The organism is Hasllibacter sp. MH4015, from assembly GCF_020177575.1.
GTDB lineage: Bacteria > Pseudomonadota > Alphaproteobacteria > Rhodobacterales > Rhodobacteraceae > Gymnodinialimonas.
Window position 1 is genome coordinate 317,147 of record NZ_JAHTBK010000001.1, and the last position, 19,929, is coordinate 337,075.

Annotated in this window: 19 protein-coding genes; 1 reads left to right on the top strand and 18 read right to left on the bottom strand. The window is 65.7% G+C overall.

What is annotated here, in order from left to right; translation table 11 throughout:
• Positions 1-8: 8 nt before the first annotated feature.
• The 18 genes from KUW62_RS01775 to KUW62_RS01860 all read right to left on the bottom strand — a co-directional run bounded on the left by KUW62_RS01775 (position 9) and on the right by KUW62_RS01860 (position 16,169).
• Positions 9-692 carry a DUF938 domain-containing protein gene (locus KUW62_RS01775; RefSeq protein ID WP_224813797.1) on the bottom strand — a complete coding sequence of 228 codons (684 nt, stop codon included), beginning with the start codon at positions 690-692 and terminating at the stop codon, positions 9-11.
• Positions 689-1,135 carry a hypothetical protein gene (locus tag KUW62_RS01780; protein ID WP_224813798.1) on the bottom strand — a complete coding sequence of 149 codons (447 nt, stop codon included), beginning with the start codon at positions 1,133-1,135 and terminating at the stop codon, positions 689-691. The genes KUW62_RS01775 and KUW62_RS01780 overlap by 4 nt, the downstream gene beginning before the upstream one ends.
• Positions 1,136-1,591 carry a hypothetical protein gene (locus KUW62_RS01785; RefSeq protein WP_224813799.1) on the bottom strand — a complete coding sequence of 152 codons (456 nt, stop codon included), beginning with the start codon at positions 1,589-1,591 and terminating at the stop codon, positions 1,136-1,138.
• Positions 1,592-1,695: 104 nt separating this feature from the next.
• The gene (locus tag KUW62_RS01790) at positions 1,696-2,775 is read right to left on the bottom strand and encodes an FAD-binding oxidoreductase (protein ID WP_224813800.1); all 1,080 of its coding nucleotides are present in this window, start codon (positions 2,773-2,775) and stop codon (positions 1,696-1,698) included.
• 92 nt (positions 2,776-2,867) lie between these two features.
• Positions 2,868-3,947: a BMP family ABC transporter substrate-binding protein gene (locus KUW62_RS01795; protein ID WP_224813801.1), complete on the bottom strand. Its 1,080-nt coding sequence runs from the start codon at positions 3,945-3,947 to the stop codon at positions 2,868-2,870.
• Complete coding sequence (locus KUW62_RS01800) at positions 3,944-4,702, bottom strand: ion transporter (protein WP_224813802.1); 759 nt, start codon at positions 4,700-4,702, stop codon at positions 3,944-3,946. Before KUW62_RS01800 ends, KUW62_RS01795 begins: the two co-directional genes overlap by 4 nt.
• A 7-nt stretch (positions 4,703-4,709) precedes the next feature.
• Positions 4,710-5,633 carry an ABC transporter permease gene (locus KUW62_RS01805; protein ID WP_224813803.1) on the bottom strand — a complete coding sequence of 308 codons (924 nt, stop codon included), beginning with the start codon at positions 5,631-5,633 and terminating at the stop codon, positions 4,710-4,712.
• Positions 5,630-5,953 carry a hypothetical protein gene (locus KUW62_RS01810; RefSeq protein ID WP_224813804.1) on the bottom strand — a complete coding sequence of 108 codons (324 nt, stop codon included), beginning with the start codon at positions 5,951-5,953 and terminating at the stop codon, positions 5,630-5,632. The genes KUW62_RS01805 and KUW62_RS01810 overlap by 4 nt, the downstream gene beginning before the upstream one ends.
• 169 nt (positions 5,954-6,122) lie before the next feature.
• Positions 6,123-6,398 carry a hypothetical protein gene (locus KUW62_RS01815; RefSeq protein WP_224813805.1) on the bottom strand — a complete coding sequence of 92 codons (276 nt, stop codon included), beginning with the start codon at positions 6,396-6,398 and terminating at the stop codon, positions 6,123-6,125.
• Positions 6,395-7,480 (bottom strand): ABC transporter permease, encoded by a 1,086-nt coding sequence (locus KUW62_RS01820; RefSeq protein ID WP_224813806.1) that lies wholly within the window; start codon positions 7,478-7,480, stop codon positions 6,395-6,397. The genes KUW62_RS01815 and KUW62_RS01820 overlap by 4 nt, the downstream gene beginning before the upstream one ends.
• Positions 7,477-9,006 carry an ABC transporter ATP-binding protein gene (locus KUW62_RS01825; RefSeq protein ID WP_224813807.1) on the bottom strand — a complete coding sequence of 510 codons (1,530 nt, stop codon included), beginning with the start codon at positions 9,004-9,006 and terminating at the stop codon, positions 7,477-7,479. Before KUW62_RS01825 ends, KUW62_RS01820 begins: the two co-directional genes overlap by 4 nt.
• Positions 9,003-9,770 carry a xanthine dehydrogenase accessory protein XdhC gene (gene xdhC / locus KUW62_RS01830; RefSeq protein ID WP_224813808.1) on the bottom strand — a complete coding sequence of 256 codons (768 nt, stop codon included), beginning with the start codon at positions 9,768-9,770 and terminating at the stop codon, positions 9,003-9,005. The genes KUW62_RS01825 and xdhC overlap by 4 nt, the downstream gene beginning before the upstream one ends.
• Positions 9,767-12,205 carry a xanthine dehydrogenase molybdopterin binding subunit gene (locus KUW62_RS01835; protein WP_224813809.1) on the bottom strand — a complete coding sequence of 813 codons (2,439 nt, stop codon included), beginning with the start codon at positions 12,203-12,205 and terminating at the stop codon, positions 9,767-9,769. Before KUW62_RS01835 ends, xdhC begins: the two co-directional genes overlap by 4 nt.
• Positions 12,202-13,644: a xanthine dehydrogenase small subunit gene (gene xdhA, locus KUW62_RS01840; RefSeq protein ID WP_224817021.1), complete on the bottom strand. Its 1,443-nt coding sequence runs from the start codon at positions 13,642-13,644 to the stop codon at positions 12,202-12,204. The genes KUW62_RS01835 and xdhA overlap by 4 nt, the downstream gene beginning before the upstream one ends.
• A 132-nt stretch (positions 13,645-13,776) precedes the next feature.
• The gene (locus KUW62_RS01845) at positions 13,777-14,721 is read right to left on the bottom strand and encodes a glycoside hydrolase family 5 protein (protein WP_224813810.1); all 945 of its coding nucleotides are present in this window, start codon (positions 14,719-14,721) and stop codon (positions 13,777-13,779) included.
• Between the two features lie 65 nt (positions 14,722-14,786).
• The gene (locus tag KUW62_RS01850) at positions 14,787-15,242 is read right to left on the bottom strand and encodes a hypothetical protein (RefSeq protein WP_224813811.1); all 456 of its coding nucleotides are present in this window, start codon (positions 15,240-15,242) and stop codon (positions 14,787-14,789) included.
• Positions 15,239-15,565, bottom strand: a complete 327-nt coding sequence (locus KUW62_RS01855) for a helix-turn-helix transcriptional regulator (protein WP_224813812.1) — start codon at positions 15,563-15,565, stop codon at positions 15,239-15,241. Before KUW62_RS01855 ends, KUW62_RS01850 begins: the two co-directional genes overlap by 4 nt.
• Positions 15,566-15,671: 106 nt before the next feature.
• Positions 15,672-16,169 (bottom strand): J domain-containing protein, encoded by a 498-nt coding sequence (locus KUW62_RS01860; RefSeq protein ID WP_224813813.1) that lies wholly within the window; start codon positions 16,167-16,169, stop codon positions 15,672-15,674.
• A gap of 189 nt (positions 16,170-16,358) precedes the next feature.
• Here KUW62_RS01860 and dnaE point away from each other — a divergent pair, with 189 nt between their 5' ends.
• Positions 16,359-19,916 carry a DNA polymerase III subunit alpha gene (gene dnaE, locus KUW62_RS01865; protein ID WP_224813814.1) on the top strand — a complete coding sequence of 1,186 codons (3,558 nt, stop codon included), beginning with the start codon at positions 16,359-16,361 and terminating at the stop codon, positions 19,914-19,916.
• The last annotated feature ends 13 nt before the right edge of the window (positions 19,917-19,929 follow it).

The following is a 19,929-nucleotide window of genomic DNA, read 5'->3' on the forward strand; positions in this document are numbered from 1 at the left end:
AAGGCGGATCAGTGCTTTCTTGCGACCATGAGCAGGTTGTTGGCGGGCATCGGCAGGGGTGCATCGGGGACAAGGCCCGCGCGGGTGAGCGTGCCGAGCGTCCAGTCGAGGTCCTTGTAGCCGTGGTCCGGCATCTCGGCGCGGATACGCGCATCGAAGGCGGCGTCGCCCTCGGACGTGGCCACACCATCGCGCAGGAACGGGCCATAGATGGCGACGCAGCCGCCGGGGGCAAGCGCCTTTGCCATTTCGGTCAGGCAGATCCGGGCCTCGCCTTCGGAGACAAGGTGCAGAAGGTTGGCCACGAAGATAAGATCGGCGGGCCCGTGATCCGCCGCCCAACCCGGCGTGCAGGCATCGAGCGGCAGGGGAGGCAGGAGGTTCGAGGACGGCTCCGCCCTTTGCCAGGCGACGATGGAGGCGCGGCGGTCGGCGGCGGGATCGGTCGGTTGCCATGTCAGTCCCGGCATCGCGCGGGCGAAGTGGATGACGTGTTGCCCGGTGCCGGACGCGAGTTCCAGCGCGCGGCCCGACGCCGGGGCGATCTGCGTCAGCGCGTTCGTGATCGCATCGCGGTTGCGCAGCGCCGCGGGGGCGTTCATCCGGCCATCGGGGAAGCTGCCATCGGCATAGCCCTTGTCGGGTCCGCGCTTGGGTGCGTCCGGCGGCACCCCTTCGTCGGGCGGCGTCATTGGCGGGACAGAATCTCCATGGCGCCGGACATGCGGTCCATGAAGATGTCCATCAATTCGCATTCCGCGACGATTTCCAGGGCGCGGTCGTCGGACAGGCCGTCGGGGTTTTCGACCGCCGCACCGGTTTCGATCAACTGCGCCGGGGTGAGCGTTTCCAGCGATTGCTCCATCTGGGCCACCATCGCCTCCACCGGGGCGGTCCCGACCTCCGCGACATAGGCGTCGTACATGCAGCGATAGGCACCGCGCAGGGCGTCGTCCCATTCCGGGTCGGGCATATGACCGTCCAGGGCCGGGATTTCCGCGACCATGCCGTCATTCATCATGGCGTTCATGGTTTCCGACACCGCCTCCAACCGCTCGAACGTCGATTGCGCGTGGAGCGGTGCAGCAAGGCCTGCGGACAGGATCAGGGCGGACCCGGCAAGGGCGCGGCGCATCTATTGGGCCTGAAGGGCTTGCATGACCCCGGATTCGGCCAAGCGCTGCATCTGAAGCTCCGTCCCGCCGCATTCGGTGTTGATGCGCTGCACGTCCTGCGCGCTGAGCCCTTCGGGCACGCCGGCGCTGAAGGTGCCGTCGAACATGTCGGAGGGCCGCGCGGAGCCGATAGCGGAGGCCAACTCGGCCAGCATCGCGGCGACGCCGGCCTCCCCCACTTCCGCCTCGTAGGCGCGCAAGGCGCAACGCCCGGCGCGGCGCATCGGGCGATCCCATTCGGCGGACGGCAGAAGGCCCTGCACTTGCGGGAATTGTTCGGCCAGACCTTGATAGGTCAGCTCCGTCATGCGTTCGCTGAGGGCTTCGAACTGGTCCAGCTGCGACTGGGCGGCGGCGGCGAAGGGAAGGGATACGAGCGCGGCACTCAACGCCAGCGCGGGGGCAAATTTACTCAAGGCTCTCTCCAAGCGTTGTTCGGGGTTAACATATGCGGCTGCGGCTTGGGTGCAAGTTCGGGGTTTCCTAACGTTGGGCCGGTCCCGTCACGTTTCCGTTGGGTCTATCCGAAGCGCGCGGGGGAGAGGGCGGCGATCGTGCCCGCGTCGAGGTGGGACGGGCGGCCCGAGACGAGATCGGCCAGCAATTGACTTGCGGCAGGGGCCGTCTGGAACCCGTAGCCGCCCTGGCCCGCCGACCAGAGGAAGGCCGGATCGGCCGGGTCGGCGCCGATCACGAGGCAGCGATCGGGCGAAAAGGTCCGCAGCCCCGCCCAGGAGGAGGTGACGCGCGTGACCTCCTCCGTCACGAAGGGCTGATAGCGCGCGATGCCCTCGGCCAGCACCATGTCGTCGGCAAAGGCGTCGTGGGGCGCGTCGACGGCGTGTTCCTCGGCGGGGGAGACGAGCCAAGCCCCGGCATCGGGCTTGGCGTACCACGATTCCCCCGCGCCGATGATCATTGGCCAGCGGCTGACATCGTGGCCGCCGGGCGCGGGCATCCGGGCGATGGAGCGGCGGAGCGGGGTCAGGCCGATTGGCGAAATCCCGGCCATTCCGGCGATGTGGTCCGCCCAGGCCCCGGCAGCGTTGACGAGGGTGCGGGCGGTGAGGGTTTCGTCGCCTGCCGTCACCTCCCAGCCGGTTTGGGTGCGGGTGATGGAGGTGACGGGGGTGCCGGTGCGGACGTCCCCGTTCTGCCGGGCGGTACGGGCGAAGGATTGCACCATGCGGTCGGTGTCGATATCCCACGCGGCCTTGTGGTGCCCCGCGCGCCGGACATGGGCGGGATCAAGGATCGGGACCATCGACTGCGCATCCGCGACCGAAATCTCCTCCAGCGCCATGGTGTCGATGTCCGCGCCAAGCGTCTCCTCCTGCCCCGGTCCGGCCAGCATCAGCAGGCCACGGGGGGAGATGAGGCCGCCGTCGAGGGTGTGAAAATCATCCTCCGATGCCTTGCTGAGCGCGACCGTGACGGGGTGGCCGTAATTCGCCTCATAAAGCGCGGCAGAGCGGCCGGAGGCGTGGTAGGCCAGCGCCGCTTCAGCCTCTAGCACGCAAACGGTGCCGAGAGTGGAGAGGCGCGCGGCGGCGGATGTGCCCGCGATGCCGCCGCCGATGATGATGAAGTCGTGGGTCATGGGCCAAGGCGTGGCACGGGCCGTTGGGGGGTGCAAATGAAAACGGCCCGCGCGGATGGCGGGCCGGTTCCGGTGTCAGGTCGGGCGGTGGGTCAGTTCGGAATTTCGCCCGTGATGCCTTCGACATAGAAGTCCATGCCGGCCAGCGTGCCGTCATCTGCCACTTCGCCATCGGCCAGCCACGCGGTGCCATCCTGGCGGTTGATCGGGCCGGTGAACGGGTGGTAGTCGCCCGCTGCGATGTCATCAATCATCTGCTGGGCGGAGGCGCGCACCTCCTCCGGGATCGCATCGGTCATCTCACCGATGGCGACCATGCCTTCCGCGATGCCCTCCCATGTATCGGACTGCTCCCACGTGCCGTCCATCGCTTCTCCCACGCGGCGGATGTAGTAGGGGGCCCAATCGTCGATGATGGACGAGATCCGGGGCCGGGGCGCGAATTGGAACATGTCGGAGGCCTGGCCGAAGCTGAGGATCCCCGCCTCTTCCGCCGCGGCCTGGGGGGCGGTGGAATCGGTGTGCTGCATCAGCACGTCCACGCCCGCGTCGATCAGGGCCTGCGCCGCGTCCCCTTCGACTGCCGGGTCAAACCACGTGTAGGTCCAGACCACGCGGAATTCGACGTCGGGGTTCACCTCCCGCGCGTGGAGATAGGCGGAGTTGATGCCGCGGATCACTTCGGGGATCGGGTAGGAGGCAATGTAGCCCACGAGGTTCGATTCCGTCATATGGCCCGCGATGTGGCCGATCACGGCGCGGCCTTCATAGAAGCGCGCGGAATAGGTGGAGACATTCGGATGCTCCCGCAGGTAGCCGGTCGCGTGTTCGAAATAGACGTCCGGGAACTGGCCCGCGACGGCATTGGTCGCCTCGCCGTAGCCGAAGGACGTGGTGAAGACCATGTCCGCGCCGCCGAGGATCATCGTGGTGATCGCGCGCTCGGCGTCGGGACCTTCGGGGACGTTTTCGAGAAATACGGTGTCCACGGCGTCGCCGAATTCTTCTTCCACGGCCAAACGGCCCTGGTCGTGTTCGTAGGTCCAGCCGTAGTCACCGGGCGTGCCGATATAGATGAAGCCGACCTGAAACGGATCGTCCTGTGCGGTTGCAGCGCCCGCAAGGCCCGTGGCCAGCGCGGCGCTGACGAGCAGTTTAGTTGTGAGTTTCATATTTCATCCCCTCTGTTGGATATCTGGTTTTTTGGTTCGGTGTCGTTCTGGTCGTCTTTCGGCGCGGCTTCGGTCAGCGCGGCGGTGATCAGGCCCGCAGGTACGGCCACGATGCCGATCCCGATCAGCAGCACAAGCCCGGTGAACACCCGCCCGCCGGTCGTGATCGGATACACATCCCCGTAGCCCACGGTCGTGAGCGTCGCAATTGCCCACCACAGGCTTTCGGGGATCGAGGAAAAGCCATCGGGCTGCGCCTCATGTTCGAAATGGTAGATGCCCACGGCGGCCAGATAAAGGGCGACGACGGCGATAAAGAAGAAGATCCCGAATTCCGCCTTCACCCGGTTGATCGCCGCCCCGATCCGGTCCAGCGCGCGATTGGCCTTGAAGAGCTTGAGAAGCCGCAAGATGCGCAGAAGGCGCAGGGCGCGCACGGTGGTAAGATCGGGGAAGAGAAACAGGACGGCGGGTACGATGGCCACGAAGTCGATGATGCCCCAGAAGCTGAAGGCGTATTTCATCGGCGCGGCGGAGCAGGTCAGGCGCGCGATGTATTCCAGCGCGAAAATCGCGAGGATCACGATCTCTGCCGTGACGAGGGCCGTGTTCATGGCCGGGCTGAGGTCTGGCAGGGTTTCCAGCGCGATGATGATTGCGGATGCGCAGATCAGCCCGTATATCACGAGCGCCACGCTCCGCCCGAAGCTGGGGGATGTGCCGTCCAGGACGTCGATGATATCGGCGCGTTTCATCGGGGCGTTATCCGGTGGCGTGGAAGGTCTTGCCGAGGGCGGCGGGCGCATTGAGCGCGGTCTTCGCGCGGTCCGACGACATGACGACAAGCACGATGATCGTCACGAGGTAGGGGGAGGCATCCAGAAGGGCGACGGGCACGCCCACCTCTGCCGCCTGAAGGCGCAGTTGCAGCGCCGCGATCCCGCCGAAGAGCCATGCGCCGAACAGCACCCGCCCCGGTTTCCATGCGGCGAAGACCACAAGCGCGAGCGCGATCCAGCCGGCCCCTGCCGTCATCCCCTGCACCCAGTTTTCGACGTAGATCACCGACAGGAAGGCCCCGCCGAGACCCGCCATCGCCCCGCCGAACAGGATCGCGGCAAAGCGGATACGTACCACCTTGTAGCCGAGCGCGTGGGCGGCATCGTGGCTTTCGCCAACCGCGCGGATGATGAGGCCAAGGCGCGTGTGCCACAGAATGTACCAAAGCCCGAAGACCGCGAAGATCGCGATGTAAGTGACAAGGTCGTGGCCCAGGAAGATCGGCCCGATCACCGGGATCTCGCGCAGGGATGCGGGCAGGGGTTTGGCGACCTCGGGGATTGGCTGGCCCTCGTACCCGACGCCCAGAAGCGCCGCGAGGCCGAGGCCGAAAAGCGTCAGGGCCAGTCCGGTGGCGACCTGGTTGGACATCAGGAGTTGGGTGAGGATCGCGAAGATCGAGGACAGCAGCGCCGCCCCCAGCATCCCGGCCAGAAAGGCCAGCGTGGGGGAACCGGTAAGGTTCGCCACGATGAACCCGCAGACAGCGCCCATGATCATCATGCCCTCTACGCCGAGGTTCAGGACACCCGCCTTTTCGACCACAAGTTCCCCCAAGGCGGCCAGAAGAACGGGGGTGGAGATGGTGATGAGCGCGACGATGAGCGTGACCGGGTCGATGATCATGGTGCGAGGCCCCCTGGCAGGATGTCGAACCGAAGGAGGACGGATGCGACCCCGATCACGAGGCCGATGACGAAGGCGACCCGGCGCCACGGGCGCGCGGCCGCTTCGGGCTCGTCGCTCTTGCGCGGCAAGAGGAGGCGGTCGGCCAAGCCCGTGGACAGAAGGACCATGACGAGCGCGATCGCGAAGAGCCAGCCATAGCCGGTGCCCGCCAGGACGAGCATGACGAAGCCCATCGCGATGCCGCCGATCAGCACGCCCGCCAACAGGTCAAGCGCGACCAGGAAGATAGAGGCGAGATTGCGCGCGGTTCCGGTCAAAGAATGCCCTCCGACGAAGCGCCGCGCCGCCTTGGGCTGGACGCGGTGAAACGAACCGGGACGCCGAACGGCGGCTGAGACTGGCCACGTGCTGGACGGTGCAGGATTGCGCGGAGGGGGTTGGAGGCAACCCACGGCCAATCGCGCGGCATATCTGGCGCGATCCCTGTCATGGTGCCGTTCCGCCCGCGGTGATCGCATTGAAGGCGGTGTTGAGCAGAAGGCCCAGAGCGGCCGCCGAAAGGGGCCAGCCCCGTATACCGCCGCGGCGCAGGGCGAAGTGATCCAGCGCCAATGCGCCGATTGCGATGACGGCAAGTATCGGCCCCGCAAAAACGGCCCCTCCCGTCACGATCATCAAGGCAAGAAACGGGCCGAGCAGCAGGACCTGCATGACGACAGCCACGCCAAGGCAGATCAGGATGTCGCGCAGCACCGCGTTCATGCCACCCCCTCCGACCCGATGCGGATGCGGTAATTCGACAAGACATCCAGCGCCAGGAGGAAGAACAGCAGCATTCCCTGGAAGGCCTGAATTGCGGGCGAGGGGATTTGCAGCATCAGCTGCGCCAATTCGCCCCCGATATAGGTCAGCGCCATCAGCAGGCCGGCCAGAAGGATACCGATGGGATGGAGCCGCCCGAGGAAGGCCACGATGATCGCGGTGAAGCCGTAGCCCACGTTGAAGTCGATGGTGATCTGACCGGCGGGTCCCGCGACCTCGAACAGACCGGCGGCCCCGGCCAGCGCGCCGGAAATGCCGATGCAAAGGATGATCAGGCGGCCTGGATTGACCCCCGCGAAGCGCGCGGCACGGGGGGCTTGGCCCGCCAGCTTGATCTGGTAGCCGAGCGTGTGTTTCTGGAACAGGACATAGGCCGCGATCACGGCGATGAAGGCGGCCAGCACGCCCCAATGCATACCGGTATTGGCAAAAAGCTCCGGATTATCGGTGCCGGGATGGCGGCTGAGGTTGCGGGAGCCGGGGAAGCCCTGCCCCTCGGGATTGCGCAGCCAGCCGGTCGCGGCGGAGGCCAGGATCGCTTCGGCCACGTAGACCAGCAGGAGCGACACGAGGATCTCGTTGGTGTTGGCAAAGACCTTCAGAAGCGCTGGGATCATTGCCCAGAGGATGCCGCCGACAAGCCCGGCCAGCACCATGCCGGGAAACAGGAGCGGCGATTCCGAGGGGTAGAAGGCAAGCCCGAACGCGGCGCCGAAAATCGCGCCCATGATATACTGCCCCTCCGCCCCGATATTCCACACACCGGCCCGGAACCCCAGCGACAGGCCGATGGCAATCAGGATCAGCGGACCGGCCTTCACCAGAAGTTGCGGGCGGGAGAAGCTGGCGAAGCGTTCATGGAACAGGGGGTCCCAGAAGATCACGCGGATCGTCTCGAACGGGTCCTGACCCAGCGCGCTGAACATCAACCCGCCTGCGATCATTGTCAGGATGACCGCCACGATGGGCGTGGACAGCGACCAGAAGCGCGAGGGCGTGGGGCGTTTTTCCAGCCGGATCATGCCAGCACCTCCGGGTGGGCGTCTTCCATGCCATGGGCGCCGCCGAGCATCAGGCCGATCTCCTCCATGCTGAGGCCGCGCGCGGGGCGCGGATCGCTGAGGCGGCCTTCGTTGAGGGCACAGAAACGGTCCGAGATTTCCAGCAATTCGTCGAGGTCCTGGCTGATGACGATCACGCCCGCGCCATTTTGCGCCAGGGTCAGAAGCGCCTGCCGAATGTCGGCGGCGGCGGAGGCATCGACGCCCCAGGTGGGCTGGTTCACGATCAGAACCTCGGGGTCTTGCATGATCTCCCGCCCGATAACGAATTTCTGGAGGTTGCCGCCGGACAGGGCGCGCGCGGCGGTTCCGTTGCCGGGGGTACGGACGTCGAAGCGGGCGATGATCTCATCCGCGAAGTCCCGCGCCCTGGCCCAGGAGATGAAGCCGCCCTGCGCAAGGCCCCGGCGACGGCTGCCGGTGAGGACGGCGTTTTCCGTCAGGCTCATATCCGGAGCGGCGGCATGGCCCAGCCGTTCTTCGGGCGCGGAAAGAAGACCATCGGCGCGTCGCGCATTCGGGCTGCTCTGGCTGATATCGCGGCCCTTGAACGTGACGTTTCCCGTGGCGGTCCGCCGCTCGCCCGACAAGACGGCCAGCAATTCATCCTGACCGTTGCCCGCCACGCCGCCGATGCCCAGAACCTCGCCCGCGCGCACCTCCAGCGAGATATCCTTGAGCGAGGTCGCGAAGGCGGTGGCGGCGGGAAGGGATAGGTTGTGGGTCGCCAGAAGCACGCCGCCCGGTTCGGTCGCATCGCGGGCGGGCTTGGCCAGCGACTTGCCCACCATCATCTCCGCCATTTCGGAGGCGGAGACTTCGGCCGGGGTGCATTCGCCGACGACCTTGCCCAGGCGCAGGATGGTGGCCGCGTCGCAAAGCGTCCGGATCTCCTCCAGCTTGTGGGAGATGTAGAGGATCGCGGTGCCTTCGTCGCTGAGCTTGCGCAGGGTGTGAAACAGAATCTCCACCTCCTGCGGGGTCAGGACGGAGGTGGGCTCATCCATGATGAGCAGTTTCGGGTCTTGCAAAAGGCAGCGAATGATCTCCACCCGCTGCCGCTCCCCGGCGCTGAGGTTGCCGACGAGGCTTTCGGGGTCAAGCGGCAGGCCATACGCGGTGCTGACCTGTGCGATCCGGGCGCTGAGGTCACGGGGTTTGGGCGGGTCTTCCATGCCGAGGGCGATGTTTTCGGCAACGCTGAGCGCCTCGAACAGCGAGAAGTGTTGAAACACCATCGCAACGCCCGATCCGCGCGCCATCCGAGGCTCTGACGGAGTGTAATCGGCCCCGTTGAGCGCCATGGAGCCCGCATCGGGCTTCACTAGGCCGTAGATCATCTTGACCAGCGTCGATTTCCCGGCCCCGTTTTCCCCCAGAAGTGCGTGCACTTCGCCGGGTTGCAGCGCGAAGGACACGTCGTCGTTGGCGACAACCCCGGGATAGGCCTTGGTCAGGCCGCGGATATCGAGAAGTGGCGCGGTCATGTCCCCCCAGACGTTTGCGCAATTGCCGATTCTTGCGGCATTTGCCTACCAAGTAGCCGTGCGGTGACGCCAATCGCAATGGCTTGCGGGTGTTTGCCGAGGCTCGGGTCGCCGATCGGACACAGGATGCGCGAAATTTGTGCGTCCGTGTGGCCCATTTGGCCAAGGCGCTTTCGGAAGCGCGCCCATTTGGTCGCCGACCCGATCAGGCCGCAGGTGTCGAACCCGTGACGCAGGAGGGCATCGCAAAGCGCCAGGTCGATATCGTGGGAATACGTGACGATGTAGTGGATCCCGTTTGGGTCGGTATGTGGCACGGCGCGGGGCATGTCGGCGGCCACAAGCGGGGTGACGCGGAGCGGAAGTGGATCGGGCAGGCGGTCGGCGGAGGTGTCGATCAACGTGACCTGCATCCGTTCGAACGGGGCGATGGTGCGGGCAAGCGCACGTCCGACATGGCCCGCACCCCAGATATAGACGGGCGGCCCGAGCGGTTCGATCGCCTGCGCGCCTGTCGCAAAGGACAAGGTAACAACTCCGCCGCAGCATTGGCCGAGGTCGGGACCGAGTGGAAAGGTTCGGGTCAGGTCGGTGGTGCCATCGGCCAGCATCTGCCGGGCGATGCGCATCGCCTCCCATTCCAGCGCGCCACCGCCGATGGTGCCGTCGAAGCTGTCGGATCGGACGTGCAGCCTGGCCCCGATTTCGCGCGGGGTGGAGCCACGGGTCTTGACCACAGTGACGACGATTTCGCCCTGTGTCATCCGCGCGCCCGGGCCACGGCGGCCAGCACCGCCTCCGCCGTGGCGGGGGCTTGCAGGTCGGGGAAGTTCGGCCCCGCCGCCGCGCAGGCATGGCCAAGGGCGGAGAAGACGGAAATGCCGAGCATGAAAGGCGGCTCCCCCACGGCCTTGGAGCGATAGATCGTGTCCTCGCGGTTCGCCCCGTCCCAGAGGTCCACGTTGAAGATGTCCGGCGTGTCGGACGCGCACGGGATCTTGTAGGTCGACGGCGCATGGGTGCGCAGCGCGCCATTGTCGTCCCAGACCAGCTCCTCCATCGTCAGCCATCCGGCCCCTTGCACGAAACCGCCTTCGATCTGGCCGAGGTCGAGGGCAGGGTTCAGGGACGCGCCCGCATCGTGCAGGATGTCAGTGCGCAGGATACGGTTTTCGCCCGTGAGCGTGTCGATCACGACCTCTGAACAGGCCGCGCCATAGGCGAAGTAGAAGAACGGACGGCCCTGTCCGGCGATGCGATCCCATTCGATCTTGGGCGTGCTGTAGAAGCCTGTCGCGCTGAGGCTGACGCGGGCCATGTAGGTCTTTGTCACCGCCTCCTCGAACTTCATGGCGGCGGAGCCTGCGCGCACCTCCCCGTCGGCGAAGACGATTGCAGCGGGTTCGGCCTGCAGATCGGGGGCGACGACCTCCGCGATGCGGTCACGGATCGTGTCGCAGGCCGCCTTGACGGCCATGCCGTTGAGATCCGTGCCGGAGGATGCGGCCGTGGCGGAGGTGTTGGGCAATTTGCCGGTATCGGTCGCGGTGATCTTGACCCTGCCCGGGTCGACGCCGAACCGGTCTGCGGCCACCTGCGCGACCTTCTGGAATAGGCCTTGCCCCATCTCCGTCCCGCCGTGGTTCATGTGGATGGAGCCATCCTGATACACATGCACCAGCGCGCCCGCCTGGTTGAGATGGGTGAGCGTGAAGGATATGCCGAATTTCACCGGGGTCAGCGCGATACCGCGTTTCAGGATCGGATTTTTCGCGTTCCACTTATCCACAGCGGACTTGCGGTTTTCGTATGCGGCGCTGGCCGATAGGCGCTCGGTCAGGTCGTGGAGTATGAAATCCTCAACCTCCATCCCGTAAGGCGTGGTGTTCGCCGCGACCCCGCCGGCGACGGGTGAATGGGCACCGCCGAAACGTTTTGCACCGCCGCCGCCGCCCGAAACCCGCACCGATCCGCGCCCGGCGAGGTCGGCGGTGTCGAGGGGTTGTCCGGTCTTGCTGGCGGGTGCTGAATTGCCCCCATCGCCAGTATCCCGCGCCGCCGCGCGGTAATAATTCCGGCGGCGAAGCTCCAGAGGATCGAGGCCCATCTGGTGGGCGGCATGGTCCATCACCCGCTCGATCCCCACCATGCCTTGCGGCCCGCCGAAGCCCCGGAAGGCCGTGGCAGATTGGGTGTTGGTCTTCCATCGATGCGACGTGATCCGCGCGGCCGGCAGAAGGTACGCGTTGTCGGCGTGGAGCATGGCGCGATCGGCCACGGGAAGGCTCAGGTCCATGGCCCACCCGCAGCGGATATGCTGGATGAAGTCTATCCCGAGCACCTTGCCGTCGCTGTCGAAATACCCGCGATAATCGATCCGCGCATCGTGGCGCTTACCGGTGACGATGAAGTCGTCGTCCCGGTCGTAGCGCATCTTGCAGGGCCGCCCGGTGCGCGCGGCCACGAGGGCGCAGGCGATGGCGAGGTGGTTGCCCTGGCTTTCCTTGCCGCCGAACCCGCCGCCCATGCGCCGCACTTCCACGCGGACGGAGTGCATCGGCTGGCCGAGGGCATCGGCGACCTTGTGCTGGATTTCCGTGGGATGCTGCGACGAGGAATGGACCACCATGTCCCCGCCCTCCTGGGGTAGGGCAAGGGCGGATTGCCCTTCCAGGTAGAAATGCTCCTGCCCGCCGATATCGAGGCTGCCGGTGACGGTATGGGCGGCCTTGGCGGCGGCGGCGTCGATCTCACCCTTGGCATAGATGCGCGGCCCGTCCTCGAACCGGCTGTTGGCGGCCTCGGCCTCCTCGATGGACAGGATCGGGGTGCCTTCCGTGAACTCGATCCGGGCCTTCGCGGCGGCGCGACGGGCGGCGAGGTGGCTGGAGGCCGCGACGAGGAAGATCGGCTGGCCTGCGTAGTGGATCGTGCGGTCGCTCAGCAGCGGTTCATCGTGGTTCGACGGGGAGCAATCGGGGATCTTGTCCAGATCGGCGCCCGCAATCACCGCGATCACGCCGTCGGATGCACGGACAGGGTCGAGGACCAGATTCGTGAGCGTGCCTTTCGCCACCGTGCTGAGGCCGAAGGCCAGGTGCAGGCAGTCGGGGGGCGTGGGGATATCGTCGATATATCGCGCGGCACCGGTGACATGGAGCGTTGCGGCGTCGTGGGGCAGGGGTTTGTATACGCTCATGCCCGGACCTCCAGCACCGAGGCGGGCTTGCCCGACATCTCCGCCACGTAGCGCAGGAGCGTGTTCTGCGCGGTGCGGAGCCGATAGTCGGCGCTGGCGCGCATGTCCGACATCGGGGTGTAGTCCTCGGCAAAAGCAGACAGCGCGGCCTGGGCCGAGTTCTCGGACAGGTCCTGGCCGATCAAGGCAGCCTCCACGCGGGCGGCGCGGGCCGGGATGCCCGCCATACCGCCGAACGCGATGCGGGCATCGGTGATTTTGCCGTCCGTGACAGTCAGGTTGAAGGCCCCACAAACGGCAGAGATATCCTGATCGAACCGTTTGGAGAGTTTGTAGACCCGCAGATTGTCCGCCTGAACGGGGAACGACACATTCTCCAAGAATTCGCCTTTGGCGCGGTCCTGCTGCCCGTAGGCGATGAAGAAATCCTCCAACGGCAGATCGCGGCGCGCGTTGCCCTTTCGCAGGTGCAACGTGGCACCGAGCGCGATGAGGGCGGGCGGCGTATCCCCGATGGGGGAGCCATTGGCGATATTGCCCCCGATCGTGGCGGCATTGCGAACCTGAACGGAGCCGTAACGGCGGATCATCTCGGCGAAGCTCGGGTGACGGGAGGCGAGGAAGTGGCGGACCTCGTTGAGGTTGGTCATGGCGCCGATGCGGATGGTCTGATCGTCGGAGGTGATGCCGCGCAGGTCGGCGCATTGGTTGAGAAACGCGACGTCGCCGAGCGCGCGGTGCTGTTTCGTGACCCAGAGGCCGACATCGGTGGCCCCGGCGATCAGGGTGGCGTCGGGGTGATCGAGATACCATGCGGCCAGTGCGTCGGCTGATTTGGGGATGAAGGCGGGATTGTCCTGCGAAGAAGGGGGGGCTGTCTGCCCCCCGTCGCCGGGGGCGACTCCCCCCGAGGATATTTCGGGCACATGGAAGGGGACGGAGAGCGCCTCTGCATCGGCGCGCATGTGGGCGGGGATAGGGGCCGAGGCCGCCGCCTCCGCCGCGCGCAGGATCGGAGCGTAGCCGGTGCAGCGGCACAGGTTGCCCGCGATCTGGTCGGCATGGTCCGTGGCCCCGTTGAGATGCGCGGTGGCCATCATGGCGATGAAGCCGGGCGTACAGAACCCGCATTGGGAGCCGTGAAGATCGACCATGGCCTGTTGGACCGGATGCAGGGTGCCATCGGGGGCGGCAATGCCTTCGACGGTGCGGACCGCGCGGCCGTCGAGTTGCGGCAAGAACAGGATACAGGCGTTCAGCGCGCGCGCCGTGCCATCGGGATCCGTCACCATGATGGTACAGGCGCCGCAATCGCCTTCGTTGCAGCCTTCCTTGGTGCCGGTCAGCCGCGCGCGTTCCCGTAGCCAGTCGAGCAGGGTCGTGGTCGGCGGTGCCGAAACCTCCTGCGGTTCTCCGTTGAGAAGAAACCGTATCGTCATCAGAGCCATGCCCGCCGCGTTACCAGTTCGAAGATGGGTGACGATCCCGCCCTCGATGCGGCGTAGAGGACGGCCCCGAACGTGTCAGTCGCCGTCGGGCAGCAGATAACGAATGCCCGATGAATTCAAGCGTCAGTCGAAAAGCGCGTCCAGCATCCCCGGCTCCCATTGGCCGGTGCTTGTGTCGAAGGCGGAAAAGCCGATCACGTCGCCTTGGGTGAACCCCCAATAGCACCACGGGATGCCGTTGGCCTCCGCCGCTTCGCGCACGGCCCGTATCCAGGCAAGGCGTGCGGCTTGGTCCGTTGCGGCGTAGACGCCGAATTCGCCCAGGAACACGGGCCCGGTCGCCGCGCCCGCCCGGGCCATGTCCGATCGCAGCACGGCGATGTCGGCGGTGGAGCCCCAATCGGACGGGGGCGGCGGATCGGGGAGGTAGGCGGCCTGTTGGTGGGTGAAGGACCACGGTCGGTAATAGTGGAAGGTCCGAACCTCCGCCCGGCGCGGATCGGGCAAGCGTAGCATTTCGTCCAGATCGTTCCAATCGCCTCCGCCGGTGATGATCCAGCGGTCGGGATGGGTCCGACGGATCATCGCGGTGATCTGGCGGAACAGCGGTCGCGCGCGTTCGGTGGTGAAGGCGCCGTGGGGTTCGTTGAAAAGCTCGAACATCAGCGCATCGGGCGCGTCGGAATAATGGCGGGCCAAGGCCGACCAGATCGCGATGAGGCGCGGGCCGTGGAAGGCCGGGTCGAACGCCATCTCGTTGAAATGGTGCAGGTCGAGGATCACGTGCAGGTCGGCGGCGAAGGCCCAATTAAGCACCTGATCCACCCGCGCGAGGAAATCGGGCGACAGGTATGTGCCGTTCCAATGGGCGGAGAAGCGGACGGGAAGGCGAATTGTGTCGAATCCGGCCTGCGCGATGGCCGCGATGTGCTGCGCCTCGATCACGTAGCCCCAATCGCCTTCCACCGGCGCCTCCATCGCTGCGCCGAGATTGATGCACCGTTCGACCGGAAAGGCGGCAGCTGGCGCAGTCAGAAACAGGAGCGGAAGGAGGAAGCGGCAGACCATGGCAGGAAGCCTGCCACGGGATTTTTCCCTTTGAAAGGACAGGTTTGCCGCACGGGGGCGTTTTGTCAGGTGAGGGTGCCGTCAAGGTAACGGGCGATGTTTTTCAGGGAAAACGTCCAGCCGCCTTCAACCTCCGGCAAGACCTCGGGCCCCGCGAAACTGGCCACGAGGATGGTGACGTCGAGGTCCGTACCTGCCTCCGTCGCGGCCATGTCGAAGACGGCGAGGCTGGTTGCAAAGGCCTCCCCTTCGGCGGAAAGGGTCTCGGCGTAGCTGACGCGCGCCTGGTCCAGCAAGATCCAATCGGTCTCGACGGTGACATACGGATTTTCCCGCGGTCCGCAGGTCGAGGTTTCGCGGATGCCCGGGGCGGGGTCCGGCTGTCCCTCGATCAGGACGACCATGTCGGCGTCGGGCGGGCCCCAGGTCATCCGGGCCTTGGCGTCGGTCAGGGCGTGAAGGACGCGGCCGGGCGGATGGCCGAGACGGCGCGAGAAGGTCAAGATTTTCGTGTCGGTCATTCCGGCACCTCCGTTTGGTCGAGATAGGTTTCAAGCCGATCCAGTCGCCCGGTCCAGATCCGCCGTTGGGCGGCGAGCCAGTCATCGACCGTATCCAACGCCTCCGGATGCAGGGTGCAGATCCGGGTGCGCCCGATCTTGCGGGACGTCACGAGGCCCGCGCGTTCCAACTGGCGAATATGCTTGAGGAAACTTGGCAAGGCCATGTCGTGGGGGCCGGCGAGGGCCTTGATCGGAGCCTCCCCCTGGCCCAATTGCGCGATGACCGCACGGCGGGTCGGGTCGGAGAGGGCGGTGAAGACGTGGTCAAGATTGTTAGCCATGAGGGTAAGTAACATGGCGCGGCGAGAATAGAAAGCCCTTTGGATAACTTTTTGCATCGACCGGATAATGAAGGATTTTCAGGTCGTTTGAGTAGAATTTTAGGGATCAGGCCGTAATCGACAATTCCGGGCTTGCGGCGGGGCCGAGGACGCGCAGGGCGTCGGAGAACACGCGGCGCGCCGCGCGGCTGGCAAGGCGATCCTTGGCGGAGGAAGGAGGAACAGGCCGTGTGGCGCGTTCGGCGGCTGCGGCCCGTGCCGCGCGCTTGGCGGCGTCGCGCGCCTCAAGGGTGGCGGCGCGGGCGCGGGCGGCGGCCTCGTCCTTGCGGCGTTGGGCCGACTGGGCCTGTTGACGCGCTTTGCGGCGTCGGGTCGGGCGGGGCGGGGCAGCGGGCTCCACCATGCTCGGGTCCCAGGTGGAGACGAGGTCGAAGGCCGCGTTCAGATCCGCAAGCCGCCGGTTCGCCGCCACCTTGTCGCCGCGCACCTGGTCAGGGTGGTAGGCGCGCACCAGCTTACGCCAGGCCTTGCGGATCGTGGCGCGGTCCGCACCGGGTGCGACATCGAGCAGGCGGAAGGCGCGGGTCATGTCGGGCGTCATCATCGGGCGCAATCCTTGGTTTTGCATCGGCGCATCGGACCCTGCCCCCGCTCGGGTCCGCTCAAATCTCTCTAAAATGCACGATAAGTCCTAATGGTCCGATCGGGCAGGGGGAGATTCAAGGATTGGTTAAGGCCGTTTCGGCTACCCTTTGGGGTTCCCGCCGGATCAGCCGCAAGATAGGCTTTCGCCATGGCTGATCCCCGATTCATTCACCTGCGCCTGCACACCGAGTATTCGTTGCTGGAAGGCGCGATGCGCGTGAAGAAATTGCCCGGTCTGGTGGCCGATGCGGGAATGCCCGCCGTGGCGGTGACCGACACGAACAACATGTTCTGCGCGCTTGAATTCTCGGAAATGGCGAAGAAGGCCGGGGTGCAGCCGATCATCGGGTGCCAGATCGACGTGGAATACGAACGCGCCGCCCCCGGTGAGAAGCCGCGCGCGCCCGCCGCGATCGTTTTGCTGGCGCAGAACCGCTCGGGCTACGAGAACCTGATGAAACTGAACTCCGCGCTTTACTTGCGCGGGGATGGGACCCTGCCCCACGTGACGCTGGCGGAGTTGGAGGGGCATTCGGACGGTCTGATCTGCCTGAGCGGGGGACCGGACGGGCCAGTGGGGCAGCATTTGCAGGCCGCGCAGCGTCCGAAGGCTGAGGCGTTGCTGAAAACGCTGTCCGCGATCTACCCCGATCGGCTCTATGTCGAATTGCAGCGCCACCCGGGCGAAAGCGGGCCAGCGGCCGCGGAACGGATGACGGAGCGCGGGCATGTGGAACTGGCCTACGCGCTGGACCTGCCGTTGGTGGCCACCAACGACGTCTATTTCCCCAAACCGGACATGTACGAGGCCCATGATGCGATGATCTGCATCGCCCAGGGCGCCTATGTGGACCAGTCCGAGCCGCGCCGCCGTCTGACGCCGCAACATTCCTTCAAGTCGCCGGAGGAGATGGCGGCCCTGTTCGCGGACCTGCCCGAGGCGTTGGAGAATACGGTCGAGATCGCCCGTCGCTGCGCGTTCCGGGCGAAGATGCATGACCCGATCCTGCCCAAATTCGCGGATAACGAGGTGGAGGAATTGCGCCGCCAGGCCAATGAAGGCTTGCAGGAACGCCTTGCCGTCATTCCCCATGCCGCGAGTGTAGAGGACTACCAGGCGCGGCTTGATTTCGAGCTCGGCATCATCGAGCGGATGGGGTTCCCCGGCTATTTCCTGATCGTGGCCGACTTCATCAAGTGGGGCAAGGATCAGGGAATCCCAGTGGGTCCCGGGCGCGGGTCGGGCGCGGGGTCGCTGGTGGCTTATGCGCTGACGATCACCGACCTTGATCCCTTGCGCTATTCGCTGCTGTTTGAGCGGTTCCTGAACCCGGAACGGGTGTCGATGCCCGACTTCGACATCGACTTCTGCATGGATCGCCGGGAAGAGGTGATCCGCTATGTGCAGGAAAAATACGGCCGCGACCGGGTTGGCCAGATCATCACCTTCGGCGCGCTTCTGTCCAAGGCCGCGGTGCGCGATGTGGGCCGCGTGTTGCAGATGCCGTTCGGGCAGGTGGATCGCCTGTCGAAGATGATCCCCGTGGAGGGGGTGAAGCCCGTCTCCATCGGGCAGGCGATCAAGGATGAGCCGCGGTTTCTGGAAGAAATGCGAGAATCGGAACAGGACAAGCGCGATGGCCGCGTGAACCCGACCCGACGCTTGATGGATTACGCGGAGAAGATCGAAGGGTTGTTGCGCAACGCCTCGACCCACGCCGCCGGTGTGGTGATCGGGGACAGGCCGCTGGACGAATTGGTGCCGCTGTACCGCGACCCGCGCTCCGACATGCCGGCCACGCAGTTCAACATGAAATGGGTGGAACCGGCGGGGCTGGTGAAGTTCGACTTCCTGGGCTTGAAGACCCTGACCGTCGTGGAAAACGCGATCGAGTTGATCCATGCCAGCGGTCGGCAATTGCACGAAGCCCCGGACGGATCGCTGATTTACGAGCCGCCCAAGGGGGCCGAGAACCAGATCAACGCGATCCCGCTCGACGACAAGGCCGCTTACGACCTCTACGCCAGCGCCAAGACAGTCGCCGTGTTCCAGGTGGAAAGCTCGGGCATGATGGATGCGCTTAGGCGCATGAAGCCCGATTGCATCGAGGACATCATCGCACTGGTCGCGCTCTACCGGCCCGGTCCGATGGAGAATATCCCGAAATTCTGCGAGGTGAAGAACGGCCTGTCGGAGCGGGAGCATCTGCACCCGACCATCGATCACATTCTGGATGAGACGCAGGGCATCATCGTCTATCAGGAACAGGTGATGCAGATCGCGCAGGAAATGGCGGGATATTCCCTCGGTGGCGCCGACCTTCTGCGCCGCGCGATGGGCAAGAAGATCCAGGAAGCGATGGATGCGGAGCGTCCGAAATTCCTCAAGGGCGCCGCCGAGAATGGCGTGGATGAAGCCAAGGCGCTGGAGGTCTGGAACCTCCTCGACAAGTTCGCCAATTACGGCTTCAACAAATCCCACGCCGCCGCCTATGCGGTCGTCAGCTACCAGACGGCGTGGCTGAAGGCGAACCACCCGGTCGAGTTCATGGCGGCCGTGATGAATTGCGACATCCACCTGACCGACAAGCTTGGCGTCTACAAGCAGGAGGTCGACCGGATGGGGATCGAGACCCTGCCGCCTTGCGTGAACCGGTCCGCGGCGACCTTCACGGTGCAGGACGGCAAGATCCTCTACGCCCTCGGCGCGCTCAAGAATGTGGGTGTCGAGGCGATGAAGATGATCGTCGAAGGGCGCCGCGCGCCGGAAGGGGCAAACGGCACATCGTCGGAGCAGGGGGAGAAACCCTATGCGACCCTTTTCGATCTGGCCCGCCGCGTGGACCTGAAACGCGTCGGTAAGCGGTCGATGGAGATGCTGGCCCGCGCCGGTGCGTTCGATGAATTGGACCGAAACCGCAGGCGCGTGATGGACAGCCTTGATGCGCTGACCGCCTATTCTGCAGCGGTCCACGATCAGGCGGCGTCGGATCAGGTCTCGCTGTTTGGCGATGCGGGCGATGATCTGCCGGAGCCGCGCCTGCCCAACCCGCCGGATTGGATGCCGAACGAGCGGCTGGCGGCGGAGCATCAGGCGGTGGGCTTCTATTTCTCCGGCCACCCCTTGGACGATTACCTGCCCGCGTTGAAGCGGCGGGGCGTGATGACCCTGGCCGAGGTGGAGAGCCGCGTGCAACAGGGTCCGTTCGTCGCCAAGATGGCCGGCGCGGTCAGCGTCAAGCAGGAACGGAAGTCGCAGCGGGGCAATCGGTTTGCCTTCGTCTCCCTCTCCGATCCCACGGGGCTTTACGAGATCACCGTATTCTCGGACACGTTGGAAGCGTCCCGCGAATTCCTTGAGACGGGCAGCAACGTGATCGTGCAGGCGGAGGCGACGCTGGAGGCCGACCAGCTCAAGCTGCTGGCCCGGGGTATTCAGCCCGTCGACAACGCCATCGCCGGAGAGGCCAATGGCCTGCGCGTCTTCGTCGAGGATGAGCTTGGGATCGTATCGGTGGAGAGCCTTCTGGAACGGAATGCGGGCGACGCCGCGCGGACCGCCAAAGGGCCGATCCACCTGTGCCTCATGGCCCCCGATCTGCCGGGTGAGGTCGAGGTGGTCCTGGGCGAGGATTTCCCCGTGTCACCCCAGATTAAGGGTGCCCTGCGGTCGCTCGAAGGGGTGGTGATGGTCGAAGAGGTTTGAGTGGGCGGGTCAT